Origin of the sequence: Qipengyuania mesophila (assembly GCF_019711655.1) — a bacterium.
GTDB classification, from domain to species: Bacteria; Pseudomonadota; Alphaproteobacteria; order Sphingomonadales; family Sphingomonadaceae; genus Qipengyuania; species Qipengyuania mesophila.
This window is the reverse complement of the sequence record NZ_JAIGNU010000003.1, coordinates 14,904-27,069: the sequence shown is the minus strand read 5'-3', so window position 1 is coordinate 27,069 and position 12,166 is coordinate 14,904. Positions and strand designations below refer to the sequence as shown.

Annotated in this window: 15 protein-coding genes and 1 tRNA gene; 3 read left to right on the top strand and 13 right to left on the bottom strand. The window is 65.3% G+C overall.

Translation table 11 applies throughout. The annotated features are described in order from the left end of the window. Positions 1-96: 96 nt before the first annotated feature. From K3181_RS13035 to K3181_RS12995, 9 genes are all read right to left on the bottom strand, one after another. Positions 97-747 (bottom strand): tetratricopeptide repeat protein, encoded by a 651-nt coding sequence (locus tag K3181_RS13035; protein ID WP_221603565.1) that lies wholly within the window; start codon positions 745-747, stop codon positions 97-99. Next, a complete protein-coding gene (locus K3181_RS13030; RefSeq protein ID WP_221603564.1) occupies positions 744-1,151 on the bottom strand; it encodes a cytochrome c-type biogenesis protein in 408 nt (135 codons plus the stop codon). Before K3181_RS13030 ends, K3181_RS13035 begins: the two co-directional genes overlap by 4 nt. Then, positions 1,148-1,672 carry a redoxin family protein gene (locus tag K3181_RS13025; RefSeq protein WP_221603563.1) on the bottom strand — a complete coding sequence of 175 codons (525 nt, stop codon included), beginning with the start codon at positions 1,670-1,672 and terminating at the stop codon, positions 1,148-1,150. The genes K3181_RS13030 and K3181_RS13025 overlap by 4 nt, the downstream gene beginning before the upstream one ends. Then, the gene (locus K3181_RS13020) at positions 1,669-3,624 is read right to left on the bottom strand and encodes a heme lyase CcmF/NrfE family subunit (RefSeq protein WP_221603562.1); all 1,956 of its coding nucleotides are present in this window, start codon (positions 3,622-3,624) and stop codon (positions 1,669-1,671) included. The genes K3181_RS13025 and K3181_RS13020 overlap by 4 nt, the downstream gene beginning before the upstream one ends. Then, a complete protein-coding gene (gene ccmE / locus K3181_RS13015) occupies positions 3,621-4,091 on the bottom strand; it encodes a cytochrome c maturation protein CcmE (protein WP_221603561.1) in 471 nt (156 codons plus the stop codon). The genes K3181_RS13020 and ccmE overlap by 4 nt, the downstream gene beginning before the upstream one ends. After that, entirely contained in the window at positions 4,088-4,228 is a 141-nt protein-coding gene (locus K3181_RS13010; protein WP_221603560.1) for a hypothetical protein, read from the bottom strand. The genes ccmE and K3181_RS13010 overlap by 4 nt, the downstream gene beginning before the upstream one ends. After that, positions 4,228-4,950: a heme ABC transporter permease CcmC gene (gene ccmC, locus K3181_RS13005; RefSeq protein WP_221603559.1), complete on the bottom strand. Its 723-nt coding sequence runs from the start codon at positions 4,948-4,950 to the stop codon at positions 4,228-4,230. Before ccmC ends, K3181_RS13010 begins: the two co-directional genes overlap by 1 nt. Positions 4,951-5,010: 60 nt before the next feature. Continuing rightward, positions 5,011-6,075 carry a Leu/Phe/Val dehydrogenase gene (locus tag K3181_RS13000; protein ID WP_221603558.1) on the bottom strand — a complete coding sequence of 355 codons (1,065 nt, stop codon included), beginning with the start codon at positions 6,073-6,075 and terminating at the stop codon, positions 5,011-5,013. 54 nt (positions 6,076-6,129) lie between these two features. Continuing rightward, a tRNA-His gene (locus K3181_RS12995) sits at positions 6,130-6,206 on the bottom strand. Positions 6,207-6,397: 191 nt separating this feature from the next. Here K3181_RS12995 and K3181_RS12990 point away from each other — a divergent pair. The 3 genes from K3181_RS12990 to K3181_RS12980 all read left to right on the top strand — a co-directional run bounded on the left by K3181_RS12990 (position 6,398) and on the right by K3181_RS12980 (position 7,845). Then, positions 6,398-7,033: a prolyl hydroxylase family protein gene (locus tag K3181_RS12990; protein ID WP_221603557.1), complete on the top strand. Its 636-nt coding sequence runs from the start codon at positions 6,398-6,400 to the stop codon at positions 7,031-7,033. 1 nt (position 7,034) lies between these two features. Beyond that, entirely contained in the window at positions 7,035-7,457 is a 423-nt protein-coding gene (locus tag K3181_RS12985; RefSeq protein ID WP_221603556.1) for a GFA family protein, read from the top strand. Between the two features lie 70 nt (positions 7,458-7,527). Continuing rightward, positions 7,528-7,845, top strand: coding sequence for a TraR/DksA family transcriptional regulator (locus K3181_RS12980; protein WP_221603555.1), 318 nt, complete (start codon positions 7,528-7,530; stop codon positions 7,843-7,845). 65 nt (positions 7,846-7,910) lie between these two features. Here the strand turns inward: K3181_RS12980 and rpmE are convergent, their stop codons facing one another. From rpmE to bamA, 4 genes are all read right to left on the bottom strand, one after another. Next, complete coding sequence (gene rpmE, locus K3181_RS12975) at positions 7,911-8,138, bottom strand: 50S ribosomal protein L31 (RefSeq protein ID WP_221603554.1); 228 nt, start codon at positions 8,136-8,138, stop codon at positions 7,911-7,913. A 94-nt stretch (positions 8,139-8,232) separates the two neighbouring features. Then, the gene (gene fabZ, locus K3181_RS12970; protein WP_221603553.1) at positions 8,233-8,685 is read right to left on the bottom strand and encodes a 3-hydroxyacyl-ACP dehydratase FabZ; all 453 of its coding nucleotides are present in this window, start codon (positions 8,683-8,685) and stop codon (positions 8,233-8,235) included. A gap of 22 nt (positions 8,686-8,707) precedes the next feature. Then, positions 8,708-9,379: an OmpH family outer membrane protein gene (locus K3181_RS12965; RefSeq protein WP_221603552.1), complete on the bottom strand. Its 672-nt coding sequence runs from the start codon at positions 9,377-9,379 to the stop codon at positions 8,708-8,710. Next, positions 9,379-12,081 (bottom strand): outer membrane protein assembly factor BamA, encoded by a 2,703-nt coding sequence (gene bamA, locus K3181_RS12960; RefSeq protein WP_221603551.1) that lies wholly within the window; start codon positions 12,079-12,081, stop codon positions 9,379-9,381. Before bamA ends, K3181_RS12965 begins: the two co-directional genes overlap by 1 nt. Between the last annotated feature and the right edge of the window lie 85 nt (positions 12,082-12,166).

The window sequence follows — 12,166 nt, the reverse complement described above, 5'->3', positions numbered from 1 at the left end:
AGGTTCCGACAGCATCGTGTCACTAGGCCTGTGTGGCGAAGTCGCCGCGATTAGCAGCATGCCCGCCCACTCGCAACACGGCGCAAGTTCAGCCGCCTAGTCCTCGACCTGCGGCGGTGCCGCCGCGATCCCCAGAATCGCCTCCAGCCGTTCGAGTCGCGTTGCCAGAGGTGCTCGCCACTCGGCATCCTCGGGCGCCTGCTCGAGCAGTTCGCGCCACAAGGCCAGCGTCTTGTCCGGTTCGCCTGCACGCAGGAAGGCCATGCCCAGGAAATAGGTCGGTGCCGGATTGGCGGGATCGACCTTCTCGGCCTGCGAATAAGCGTAGAGCGCTGCAGCAGTCAGCTGCCCGTCGGCATGCTCGACCAGCGCATTGGCCAGCGCCAGCCAGGCTTCGCTGTCATTGGGATTTTCCTCCACCGCATTGCGCAGGAAATTGGCTGCCTGTTCGTGCTGGCCGCGCCGGGTGAAGGCATCGGCCGTGACAACGAAGCGCGAGGGCATTGCCCCCGAAGGATAGAATTCGCGCCGTGCGGTCACCAGCAGCTCGCCGGTCACGTCGCCATCTTGTGCGACGGGATCCGCAGGTGCCCCGGCCATTCCCGGCTTTCCCTGCAGGGCATAGCCGGCGAGACCGAAAAGCAGCGCCGATCCGAACAGCGTCCACAGCGTCCGCGGCAGTTTGAGCACGAAGACCGCCAGCGAGAAGGTGAGCACAGCCAGCAACAGGATGGGAAGCCAGCTCATGCACGCCTCCGGAAACGGCGCAGCAGCAGCGCGCCTGCCACCAGAGCCAGCAGCAGTGGCACGGCGAACAGCGGCCAGGTGGTCGCGCTCACCTCGGGCTTGTAGCTGACGTAATCGCCATAGCGCTGCATCAGCCAGGCGCGGATCGCCTCGGGCTCCTCGCCCGCTGCGATGCGGAGTCGGACCTGGTGGCGCATGTCGCCTGCCATCGGCGCATCGCTGTCGGCGATCGACTGCGACTGGCACTTGAGGCAGCGTAGCGTTTCCATCAGTTCCTGCGCCTTCGCTTCCTGCGCCGGATCGTCGAGCTGGCGATAGGCATAGGGCGCGGGCGGCATGTTCTGCTGGGCGGCGAGCGGCAGCGATAGCGCCAGAACCAGCGCGGCAATGACAGCGCGGATCATCGGGCCTCCTCCAGCTTTTCGAGAAGCATCGGTACGTCCTCGGCGCGAATATCGCCGATATGCTGGTAGCGGATCACGCCCTTGCCATCGATGACGAAGGTTTCGGGCACGCCCGAGGACCCGATGCCGAGCTGCACCTCGGAGAGATCGTCGCGCCCGATGCGCGCATAAGGGTTGCCGTTCTGGGCAAGAAAGCGCGCGACGTCGGCGGGGCGGTCGCGAATCGCGATGCCGACGATGTCCGCGCCCTGGCGCTTCAGGCTTTCGAGTTGCGGCGCTTCGGCGATGCAGGGCAGGCACCAGCTCGCCCAGATGTTGAGCAGGCGCGGCTTGCCGTCGGCGAAATGCACGCTCGCAGCGCCCTCGACACCGTCGATCGCCGGCGGGAGATCGAAATAGGGCAGCTCCTGTCCGATCATGCCGCTTTCGACGAACTCGTCCTTGGGCTGCGTCAGCTGATAGGCCGCAAGACCCAGGAAGCCCGCGAAAGCCAGCAGGGGAAGCCACAGGCGCCAGCTCATGCGAGCGCCTCACGATCGGCGCGCCGCTCGGCAATGCGCGCGGCGAGCCGACGATTCCTGATATCGGTCAGCAGCCGGCCGAACAGCGCGAGCACGCCACCGAGCGCGACGAGCAGGCCGCCCATCCAGATCAGCGGGACGAACGGCTTCCACCACAGCCGCAGCTGCCAGCGTCCGTCGGGCGCGCGGTCGCCGATCACCGCATAAAGCTGGCCGTTCCAGCGGGTGACGAGCGCGCTCTCGGTGGTCTGTTGCGGCGGAGCCCAGAAATTGCGCGCTTGCGGGGCCACGGTGATCGGAGTTCCGCCGTCATAGCTCACCGCCATCCGGCCCTGCAGCGCGGTCCAGTTGGGGCCGGCGACCGGTTCGACCGCCTGGAGGACGACCGTCCACGGCCCGACCGTGGTACTGTCACCCTCGCCCACGGCAGCCAGCCGCTCGACCGAAAAGGCACTCTCGCTCGCCATTCCCAGCAGCGCCACCGCAATACCGAAATGCGCGACGACCATGCCCCAGGTGGCGAGTGGAGTGCGCGTCAGCTTGCGCCCGCGCAGCGGCATCAGGCTGGCAATCGCAAGACCGAGACCCAGTGCGAGGCCGAGCAGCGGCAGCAGCGCGACATCAGCCAGCAAGCCGAACAGCAGCAGCGCCGCCAGTACCAGCGCGGCGAACAGCGCGGCCTCCCTGCCGATCCGTTCGGGCCGATCCTGGCGCCATCGGAGTAGCGGACCGACCGCCATGACCAGCAGCATGGGCACCGCGAAGATCGCCCCGACCGGGTTGAAATAGGGCGGCCCGACCGACACGCGCACGTCGAAGGCTTCGGTCAACAGCGGGTAGAGCGTGCCGAGCAGAACGATCGCGAGGATCGCGCTGAGCATGACGTTGTTGAAGACCAGCGCGCCCTCGCGGCTGGCGACGGCGAAGCGCTCACCCTCGCTGATCGTGCTGGCGCGCAGCGCGAAGAGCAGCAGCGCGCCGCCGATGAACAGGCCGAGCAGGCCAAGGATGAAGGTCCCGCGCTCGGGATCGACCGCGAAGGCATGGACGCTGGTGAGGATGCCCGAGCGCACGAGGAAGGTGCCCACCATGCTCATCGAGAAGGCTACAACGCCGAGCATAATGGTCCAGGTGCGCAGCGCGTCGCGGCTGGCAAGCACGCTGACCGAATGGAGCAACGCAGTCGCGGCGAGCCAGGGCATCAGCGAAGCGTTCTCGACCGGGTCCCAGAACCACCAACCGCCCCAGCCGAGTTCGTAATAGGCCCAATAGCTGCCCGCGGTGATGCCTACCGTCAGCAGCACCCAGGCGCCGAGCACCCAGGGCCGCATCGCGCGGGCGAAGTCGGGGGTCACCTGCCGCGTCAGCAGGGCTCCGACGGCAAAGCTGAAGGCGACCGAGAGGCCGACATAGCCGAGATAGAGCGTGGGCGGGTGGAAGGCGAGGCCGATGTCCTGCAGCAGCGGGTTGAGGCCCATGCCTTCGGCCGCAGGCACGGGCAGGCGCTCGAAGGGGTTCGAGCTGAGCAGAAGGAAGGCGTAGAAGCCGAGCGAAACCACGCCCTGCGCGGCGAGCGTCGCGTTCATCGTCCGCTCGGGCAGGCGCCGCTCGAACGCCGCGATCAGCGCGCCGGCGAGCCCCATGACCATGACCCACAGCAGCATCGAACCTTCGTGATTACCCCAGGTGCCCGAGAGCTTGAAGACCAGCGGCTTCATCGAATGCGAATTGGCCGCGACCAGTTTCACCGAGAGATCGGTCACCGCGAACAGCCAGACCAGCGCGGCGAAGGACAGCGTTACCAGCACGCCCTGCACCATCGCCGCAGGGCGGATCAGCTTCGCCAGCTCGGTGGGGCCTGCGACGCGCAGCGTCATGAAACCCGCGGCCATCTGCATCGCGGCGAGTGCGGCGGCAAGCCACAGGGCTGCAAGACCGAGTTCGGCAATCATTCGATGCCGACCGTCGTTTCCTCGGCCATCTTCGCGGCCTGGTGCTCGTCCATTTCCTGCAATTCGCGCGGGACGTAGTTCTCGTCGTGCTTGGCAAGGAGTGTGTCGGCCACGAAGGTCCCGTCAGGGCCGAGGCGCCCCTCCGCCACCACGCCCGAGCCCTCGATGAAGAGGTCGGGCGCGATCCCGCTGAAACGCACCGGTACGCGCGAGCCGTCGTTGCCGGTCACTGCGAAGGTGAGCGTCACACCGTCGGGTGCCGTTTGGAGCGAGCCCTTCTCGACCATGCCGCCGAGGCGCACCGCCTGACCCACCGCGGGCGGGTCGGAAAGCATTTGCTCGGGCAGGTAGAAATAGCTCGCCTGGTTGCGCAGCGCATAGGCGGCGAGCAGCCCCGCCCCGACCAGCGCGACGAGCGCCAGCGCGACGAGCACGAGCCGTTGGTGTTTGGGTTTCCACGCGCTCATTTGCGCCTGCTCTCCTCGCGGCGTCTTTCAGCCCGCTTCATGTCGATCCACGCCCAGGCGACCATGCCGAGCGTCCCCAAGATGCCCACCAAATAGGCGGCGACGACGAAATCCCACTGGTCGAGCGCCTCACGCATCACGCGGCCTCCATCGCTCGGCGCCGCAGGCGCGCCTCGGCCTGGATATCGGCGAGGAGCGCGCGCATGCGCGCAAGTACCACGCCGCCGAACAGCAGCGAGAAGCCGAGCACGGCGACCATCAGCGGCACGAGGAACTGCGCGTCGATCGCGCTCTTGCCCATGGTGATGCTCGGCGGCTGGTGGAGCGAGTTCCACCACACCACGCTGCGATTGATGATCGGAATATTGATCGCGCCGAGAAGACCGAAGATGGCCGGAATGCGGGGCGAGACACCCTCGCGTTCGGCGGCCTGCGCCAGCGCAATATAGGCGAGGTAGAGGAAGGCGAGCACCAGCATGCTCGTGAGCCGCCCGTCCCATACCCACCAGGTTCCCCAGGTCGGTCGGCCCCAGATCGATCCGGTGGCGAGGCAAATGACGGTGAAGACGAAACCGGGCACTGCCGCAGCGCGCGCGGCCAGCGCGGCGAGCGGGTGCCGCCAGACTAGGAAGGCGAGGCTGGAAAGGGCGATTACGCTCCACCCGCCCATGCCGAGCCAGGCGGTCGGCACATGCAGGAAGAGGATCCGGACCGTCTCGCCCATCAGCCGGTCGGGAGCGACACGGAATAGGCCCCAGAAAAGCGCGCCCGCGCTCACCAGCAGGCCACTGCCGAGCAGCAGCGGTGTCAGCCAGTTTGCGAGCGACAGGAAGCGCTTGGGATTGGCGAAGCCATGCATCGAGAATTACCGTCCGGCTCCGCTTTGGCAGTGCTCACCCGGTGTCGCAAGGGCGCAGTTCTAGCGGCCGATGAGTTCCTGTGCCATGCGGTCGGCAACCTGGTCGGGCGAAGCGCCGGTCCTGTCGCTTTCCTGCCAGATCTGCTCGAGCCGGCCCGGGATCAGCGCGATCCGCTTGCGCACCTCGTTGATGTCGCAGGGCGCCTGATCGTTGCGGCACAGATATTCGAGCGTCACCGAGATGATTCCGCCCGCATTGATGACATAGTCGGGGGCGTAGAGAATACCGCGCTTGGCCAACATCGGTCCGTGTTCCGGGCGCTTCAACTGGTTGTTCGCGCCGCCGGCCACGATCTGGCAGTCGAGCCGGGCAATGCCCTCGTCGTCGAGGATCGCACCGAGCGCATTGGGGCTGAAGACGTCGCAGGCGACTGACATGATCGTATCCGGCGCAGCCGTATCCGCGCCGAGTTCGGCGGCGAGCGCCTCTGCCCGGTCCATGTGGATGTCCGAAAGGGTCAGCTTCGCGCCGTCACGGGCCAGCAGACGAGCGACACCGCCGCCGACACTGCCTGTGCCCTGCAGCGCGACATGGACGCCTTCGACGCTGTCCTTGCCCAGCTTGTGCTGGACCGCCGCCTTGATGCCGAGGAAGATACCGAGGGCGGTGAAAGGTCCCGGATCGCCGCCGGCGGCGTCCTCGCCCTCGACCGGCAGGCCCGAGACGAACTGCGTGCGCTGTGCCACCGCGGCCATGTCGGCTTCCGAGATGCCGACGTCCTCCGCCGTAACGTAACGGCCGCCCAGTGCGTCCACCGCATCGGCGAAAGCGGCGAGCATTTCAGGGGTCTTGGTCTTGTCCTTGTCGGCGAGAATCACCGCCTTGCCGCCGCCCATGGGGAGGCCGGCCATCGCGTTCTTGTAGCTCATCCCGCGCGACAGGCGCAGCGCATCGCGCATCGCGTCGGAAGGGTCGGCATAGTGCCAGAAGCGCGTGCCGCCCGCACCGGGGCCGAGATGGGTCGAATGCAGCGCAATGATGGCGGTCAGGCCGCTCTTTGCGTCTCGTACCACCTGAACCAGTTCATGGTCGTCGAAATCCGCTTCGGTCCAGAATGCCGTCATGCGTTGCGTGCCCCCAAAGAGCTGTGATGGACGGCGCTGAGAAGGGGGAGAAAATGGGGCGATCGACGGGGTTCGAACCCGCGACCTCCGGTACCACAAACCGGCGCTCTAACCAACTGAGCTACGATCGCCACATGCCCCCGGATCCGCCCGGGAAGGGGCCTGATACGCGTGAGCGGATCAGCGTCAAGCCGCCCTGCGCAACGGCGCGTGCCTGTTGCACAATGAACCGGAATTGGGAAGCGAAAATCGCATTGCCCGCAATTGTGCGCAATTATCTTTCGCGGTTGCCGGAGACGGCCCGCACGCTATCTTCGGGCCGATGTCGGCACCGGGCGAATCTTCACCTGAAAAGCTTCTGCAACGAGGCGGGATGCAGCGCGTGCCGAGCGAGAAGCTCGAACTCTTCCAGCTACGCGATTTCGTGCCCGCTGAACTCACCGAAGAGCTGATCCGACTGATCGAGCAGGATCGCCGCCCCTCCACCCTCGCCGACGCTGGCGATGACCGGTACTTTCGGACCAGCGAAACCTGCGATCTCGACGGGGACGAGCCCGCAGTTCGCGCGCTCGAAGGCCTGCTCTTCGCTCTCAACGGGATCGACCCGGCGCACGGCGAGCCGCTGCAGGGGCAGCGCTACGACGTTGGGCAGGAGTTCAAGCCGCATTGCGACTATTTCAATCCGGGCGGTGCGGACTGGACGAAATACTGCTCGGTCGCGGGCCAGCGCACCTGGACCTTCATGATCTACCTAAACGATGTCGAGGCCGGCGGCGCGACAAGGTTCAAGGCAGTGGGTAAGACCTTCCAGCCCGAAGCGGGCAAGCTGGTGTGCTGGAACAACCGCCGACCCGACCTGCGCGAGAACCCCAACACGATCCATCACGGCATGAAGGTGCGCAAGGGCCTCAAATACGTGATCACCAAATGGTATCGCGAAAAACCGTGGGGTTGGTGAGATGATCGAGGGCGGAAAATCCTATCACGGCGGTTGCCACTGCGGCGCGGTGCGGTTTCGCTTCACCATGCCCGCCGAGCCGGTGATCCGGCGGTGCAATTGCACGATCTGCGCGATGAAGGGGGTCGTGATGCTCGATGTGCCGATCGCGGACTGCACCATCACCGCGGGCGAGGAGGCGCTGACGCTCTACACCTTCGGCAGCGGCGAGGCGAAACATCGATTCTGCTCGAAATGCGGCATCCATCCCTTCCACCAGCTCCGCTCCGAGCCGGACCACTATGGGCTCAACCTCGCCTGTATCGACGGAATGACGATCTACGACTTGCCCGAGGTGCCGGTATTCGACGGGCAGAGCCATCCGGCCGATGGGGGCGATTACGGATATGTCGGTGTCATGCGCTTCGATCCTACACGCGATTGACCGGGATCAATCCCCCGGCCCGCCTCTTCGTGCTAAGCTGCTGAGGACGAAAGAGAAAGGGAGTCCGAGAATGACCGACTACAGCGAGATCCGCTCACAACTCGAAAAACGGCTCGCCGACCTGCTCGAGCGCGCGGAGGTGATCGAAGACGATCTGCGCCACCCGCTCGATGCCGATTCGGGCGAACAGGCGATCGACCTGGCCGATGACGAAGCGCTTGAGGGGGTCGACGACATCCTGCGACAGGAGATCGTCCAGGTCCGCCTGGCCCTGCTACGGATCGCAAACGGCACCTATGGCACGTGCAGCCAATGCGGGAAGCCGATCGATCGCAAGCGGCTCCTGGCCCGCCCTATTGCCACGCGTTGCATCGCCTGCGCCAACTGAAAGGCGCCAACGGAAAAGGGCGGCCCCACAGGACCGCCCTTCGCGATTTCGCAAGCTGGCGAGGCTCAGTTCTTCTTGAGCGAAAGGCCGCCGAAACGCTTGTTGAAGGCTGCGACGCGGCCGCCTTCCTGAAGCTGCTTGGTGCCGCCAGTCCAGGCCGGGTGGCTGGTCGGGTCGATGTCGAGCGTCAGCGTGTCGCCTTCCTTGCCCCAGGTGGAGCGCGTCTGGAATTCGCTGCCATCGGTCATCTTGACCGTAATCATGTGGTAATCGGGGTGACCTTCGGCCTTCATGATAGTCGTCCTTTGAGCTTCGGAACGGTTCCGACCGGTCCAGCTGTGAATGGGAAAGGCGCGCGCATAGCGGCGAGCGCCGGGATTGGCAACCTTATTCGGGGGCGTCCGCGATCATCGCGGTGAAGCTCACCTCGCATGTCACCTTGCCGTCGACAGAGGTCTCACCCGCGAACTTGCAGACACGCGCGCGCTTCTGGACGAAGCTGGCCTTGAGGTCGAGCAGGACGCCCGGGGTCACGGGCGCGCGGAACTTGGCGTTCTCGATCGCCATGAAATAGACCAGCTTGCCCGAGCCGGCGAGGCCGAGACTTTCCACTGCGAGCACGCCGGCGGCCTGCGCCAGCGCCTCGATCTGCAGCACGCCGGGCATGATCGGCGCGCCGGGAAAATGGCCCTGGAAAAACTGCTCGTTGAAGCTGACCGCCTTGAGCGCGTGGATGCGTTCGTCGGCGACCAGCTCGACAACCCGGTCGACCAGCAGCAGGGGATACCGATGCGGCAGGCGCTTCAGCACCTCGACAACGTCGAAACCGGTCTCGCTCATTCCCCTGCTCCCTGGTTCGAACTCAGCGACCGGTCGGCTGCTCGGTCTGCTGCTGGGCAGCCTGCTGCGCGGCCTGCTGCTGCGCTACGCCAAGCAGGATCTGCGAGACGGTCTGCTGCGCCGCGAGCGATTCCTGACGGGGGCGCCAGCCAGCCGGGGGCGTGATCTGCACGCTCGGCATGCGCTGGTCGAGCGCGTCGACGAGATCGTTGGTGACGTTGACTGCCGCCGGGGCCCACTGGATGGCGTCCGGATTGAGCAGGATCTGGATCTTCTTCTGCTGCACGACCTGCTGCTGGACGTTCTGGTAGTCGTTGATCAGCTGCTCGAGCACATAGGTCTGCGCCAGCACGATTGGCTGCGAAACCTGGCCGAGCTGCTGTTCCTTCTGCTGAAGCTGCTGGACCGCGGTCGGGTTGGCCTGGGCTTCGGCCTGGGTCAGCTGACCGTTCTTGTCGGTGTCGAGGGTCTGCTGCAGCGTTGCCATTTCCTGGCGCAGCGTGCGCAGTTGGCCGATCTGCGCGGCATACTGCGTGTCGATCTGCTTATAGGCCTCGACGCGTGCCTTGCTGCCGAACAGGACGGCTTCGGGGCTGCTGGTCGCGATTCCGGCGACCTGCGCAGCGGCAGGCGTGGCGATGGCTGCAGCACCGGCGAGAGCGGCGGCTGCAATGGTCTTTGCGAAAAGTTTCATCAGAATTGCGTTCCTACGTTGAAGGAGAACATCTTGTCGTCGTCGCCGACCTGCTTCTTAAGCACGTGAGATACATCGATCCTGAACGGACCGAACGGCGAGTTCCAGTTGACGCCGACGCCCACCGAGATGCGCGGTGCCGGGCTGTCGCCGACGAACACTTCCTTGAAGTAAGTTCCCGGAATGACACTGCGGGTGTTTTCCGAGCCGTCGGGGGCGAAGCGATTGGTAACCGACTCGATGATGTCGTTGCCATCCTCGTCGACGCCCTGCTGGAGATACAGCAGATTGCCGTTGGCATCGGTCGCCTGCAGGCCATCGGGATAGTCCTGCAGGATCGGGCGGGTGACGCTGAACAGCGAGCCGACGTCGACGAAGATCGACGGACGGATACCCATCTCGCGCGCGCCGCTGCCGAGCGGAATTTCGAGCTCTGCGCGGCCGAGGTAATAGGCCTTCCCGCCGAGGGCATCGTCGACCCGCTGGTCGCTGGCGAGCGCTTCCTCGATCGTCTGCGGGACGAGCGGGGTCGAGCTGTCGTTGTCGTCATCGAGATACCGCAAGCGGACGATACGCGGGCCGACGCCGCGGATGTCGAAGCCGCGCATCTGCGGTTCGCCGAGGAAGAAGCGGTCGGTCAGGCGAACGTCGTCCTGGCCGGCGATGTTGTTGTCTTCGAGGCTGCGGATCCAGCCACCCTCGCCCGTGACGGAGAAGATGAAGCCTCCACCGACCGGCCAGTACTTTCCGGCGCGCGCACGCGAACGGATGTATTTGACGTCGCCGCCGAGCCCGGCGAACTCGGTCGTCCAGCTCAGCGTTTCGCCGCGCGTCGGCCGCAGGCGGCTGTCGAGCGTGTTGTAGTTGAACGTCAGCCCGAGGATCGAGCTCGTGCGCTTGCCGATCGCCTCGCACAGATAGCGGCTGGCGAGCAGCGGGTCGCAGGTCGCCACGCCGTCGCCGTCGCGGTCCGAGAAATACAGACCCTCGTCGAGCGACACGTCGTCATAGTTGAAAGTGTAGCTGCCGATCGCCGAGACGTACTCGGTCAGCGGAACGCCCGCGCGCAGCGAGATACCCGTTGTCGACTGCTGGAAGGTCGTGTTGCGCTGGTTGTTGCGGAAATTGAAGCTGTTGAGGTCACGGCGGTAGATGTCCACCCCGGCCGAGATGTTGCGGTCGAAGACGTAGGGTTCGGAGAAGCTGACCTGCGCCGATTTCGAATAGCGCGAATAGTTGAGGCTGAGCCCGATGGTCTGGCCGCGGCCGCGGAAGTTGCGCTGGCGGATCGACCCCGCGAGAATGAAATTCTCGATGCTCGAGAAGCCGGCCGAGAGCTGCAGTTCGCCCGTCGCCTGTTCCTCGACATTGGCTTCGAGCACGATCCGGTCGGGAGCGCTCCCCTCGACCTGGTTGATCTCGAAGTTTTCCTGGAAATAGCCGAGCGAATTGATGCGCGCGGTCGAACGCGAAACCGACAGCGAATTGAAGGCATCGCCTTCGGCCAGGCGGAACTCGCGGCGCACGACCTTGTCCTGCGTCAGCGTATTGCCGTTCACGTCGATCCGCTCGACATAGACGCGCGGCGCCTCACGCAGGACGAAGGAGACATCCATCGTCAGCGTTTCCGGATTGCGGGTGAACTGCGGCGCAACGTCGGCAAAGGCGTAGCCAAAGGTCCCGGCCAGCTCGGTCATCTGCTCGACCGTGTCCTCGACCTGCTTGGCATCGTACCAGTCGCCGCTCTTCATCGGCAGACGGGCGGTCATCGCCTCGTCGTTGAAGTCGCGAATCTGCGACTCGACGTTGACGTCGCCGAATTTGTAGCGCTCGCCCTCTTCCACGACATAGGTGATGATGAAATCGCGCTTGTCGGGGGTCAGCTCGGCGACCGCGGAAACCACGCGGAAGTCGGCATAGCCTTCGGTGAGGTAGAACTGGCGCAGCTTCTGCTGGTCGAAGGCCAGGCGATCGGGATCGTAGCTGGTGTTCGAGCTGAGGAAGCTGGTCAGGCGCGCCTGCTTGGTCAGCATCTCGCCGCGCAGCTTGCCGTCGGAGAAGGCGTCATTGCCGATGATGTTGATCTGGCGAACCTTGGACTTCGGCCCTTCGCTGATCTCGAAGACGATATCGACGCGGTTCTGGCTAAGTTCGACCATCTTCGGCTCGACCGTGGCGGCGAACCGGCCCTGGCGCTTGTAGAGCTCGATGATGCGCGCGACATCCGCGCGGACCTTGGAGCGGGTGAAGATCTGCCGCGGCGAGAGCTTGATCTCGGGCAGGATCTTGTCGTTCTTGATCCGGCGGTTGCCCTCGAGAATGATGCGGTTGATGACCGGGTTCTCGACGAGCGTGATGACCACGTCGCCATTGTTGTTGACCACGTTCGCGCTCGCGAACAGCTCGGTCGCGTAGAGATCCTTGAGCACCGCGTCACCGGCGGCCTGCGTCCAGACGTCGCCCGGACGCAGCTTGATGTAGGACAGGATCGTTTGCGGTTCGAGCCGCTGGGCGCCGCTGACCGCGATGCTCCGCACGATGTCCTGCTGCGCCAGCGGGGCCGGCGCCGGTGCTTCGGCAGCCTCTTCCTGGGCGTACGCCGCGACCGGAACACCGGCGAGCATGGTTCCGGCAAGCAGGCCGATCACCAGCCGCGCGGCGGGATTTTGGCGGCGCGTGGCGGCAGAAGCAATATCAGTCATCGACAAGGAGTTTCCCGTCCTCGTTACAGTTACAGCAGACCCGGCTATCGCAGCCCCGATCCGGCGTCAGACCGCACAATGCGGG

Excerpts from the sequence above, each read along its gene's own strand:
- K3181_RS12985 (WP_221603556.1), top strand. The coding sequence starts at position 7,035 with ATGATCGAGGGCGGAAAATCCTATCACGGCGGTTGCCACTGCGGCGCG.
- fabZ (WP_221603553.1), bottom strand. The coding sequence starts at position 8,685 with ATGAGCGAGACCGGTTTCGACGTTGTCGAGGTGCTGAAGCGCCTGCCG.
- K3181_RS12990 (WP_221603557.1), top strand. The coding sequence starts at position 6,398 with ATGTCGGCACCGGGCGAATCTTCACCTGAAAAGCTTCTGCAACGAGGC.
- K3181_RS13025 (WP_221603563.1), bottom strand. The coding sequence starts at position 1,672 with ATGAGCTGGCGCCTGTGGCTTCCCCTGCTGGCTTTCGCGGGCTTCCTG.
- ccmE (WP_221603561.1), bottom strand. The coding sequence starts at position 4,091 with ATGAGCGCGTGGAAACCCAAACACCAACGGCTCGTGCTCGTCGCGCTG.
- K3181_RS12980 (WP_221603555.1), top strand. The coding sequence starts at position 7,528 with ATGACCGACTACAGCGAGATCCGCTCACAACTCGAAAAACGGCTCGCC.
- bamA (WP_221603551.1), bottom strand. The coding sequence starts at position 12,081 with ATGACTGATATTGCTTCTGCCGCCACGCGCCGCCAAAATCCCGCCGCG.
- K3181_RS13020 (WP_221603562.1), bottom strand. The coding sequence starts at position 3,624 with ATGATTGCCGAACTCGGTCTTGCAGCCCTGTGGCTTGCCGCCGCACTC.
- K3181_RS13010 (WP_221603560.1), bottom strand. The coding sequence starts at position 4,228 with ATGCGTGAGGCGCTCGACCAGTGGGATTTCGTCGTCGCCGCCTATTTG.
- K3181_RS12965 (WP_221603552.1), bottom strand. The coding sequence starts at position 9,379 with ATGAAACTTTTCGCAAAGACCATTGCAGCCGCCGCTCTCGCCGGTGCT.
- K3181_RS13035 (WP_221603565.1), bottom strand. The coding sequence starts at position 747 with ATGAGCTGGCTTCCCATCCTGTTGCTGGCTGTGCTCACCTTCTCGCTG.
- rpmE (WP_221603554.1), bottom strand. The coding sequence starts at position 8,138 with ATGAAGGCCGAAGGTCACCCCGATTACCACATGATTACGGTCAAGATG.
- K3181_RS13030 (WP_221603564.1), bottom strand. The coding sequence starts at position 1,151 with ATGATCCGCGCTGTCATTGCCGCGCTGGTTCTGGCGCTATCGCTGCCG.
- K3181_RS13000 (WP_221603558.1), bottom strand. The coding sequence starts at position 6,075 with ATGACGGCATTCTGGACCGAAGCGGATTTCGACGACCATGAACTGGTT.
- ccmC (WP_221603559.1), bottom strand. The coding sequence starts at position 4,950 with ATGCATGGCTTCGCCAATCCCAAGCGCTTCCTGTCGCTCGCAAACTGG.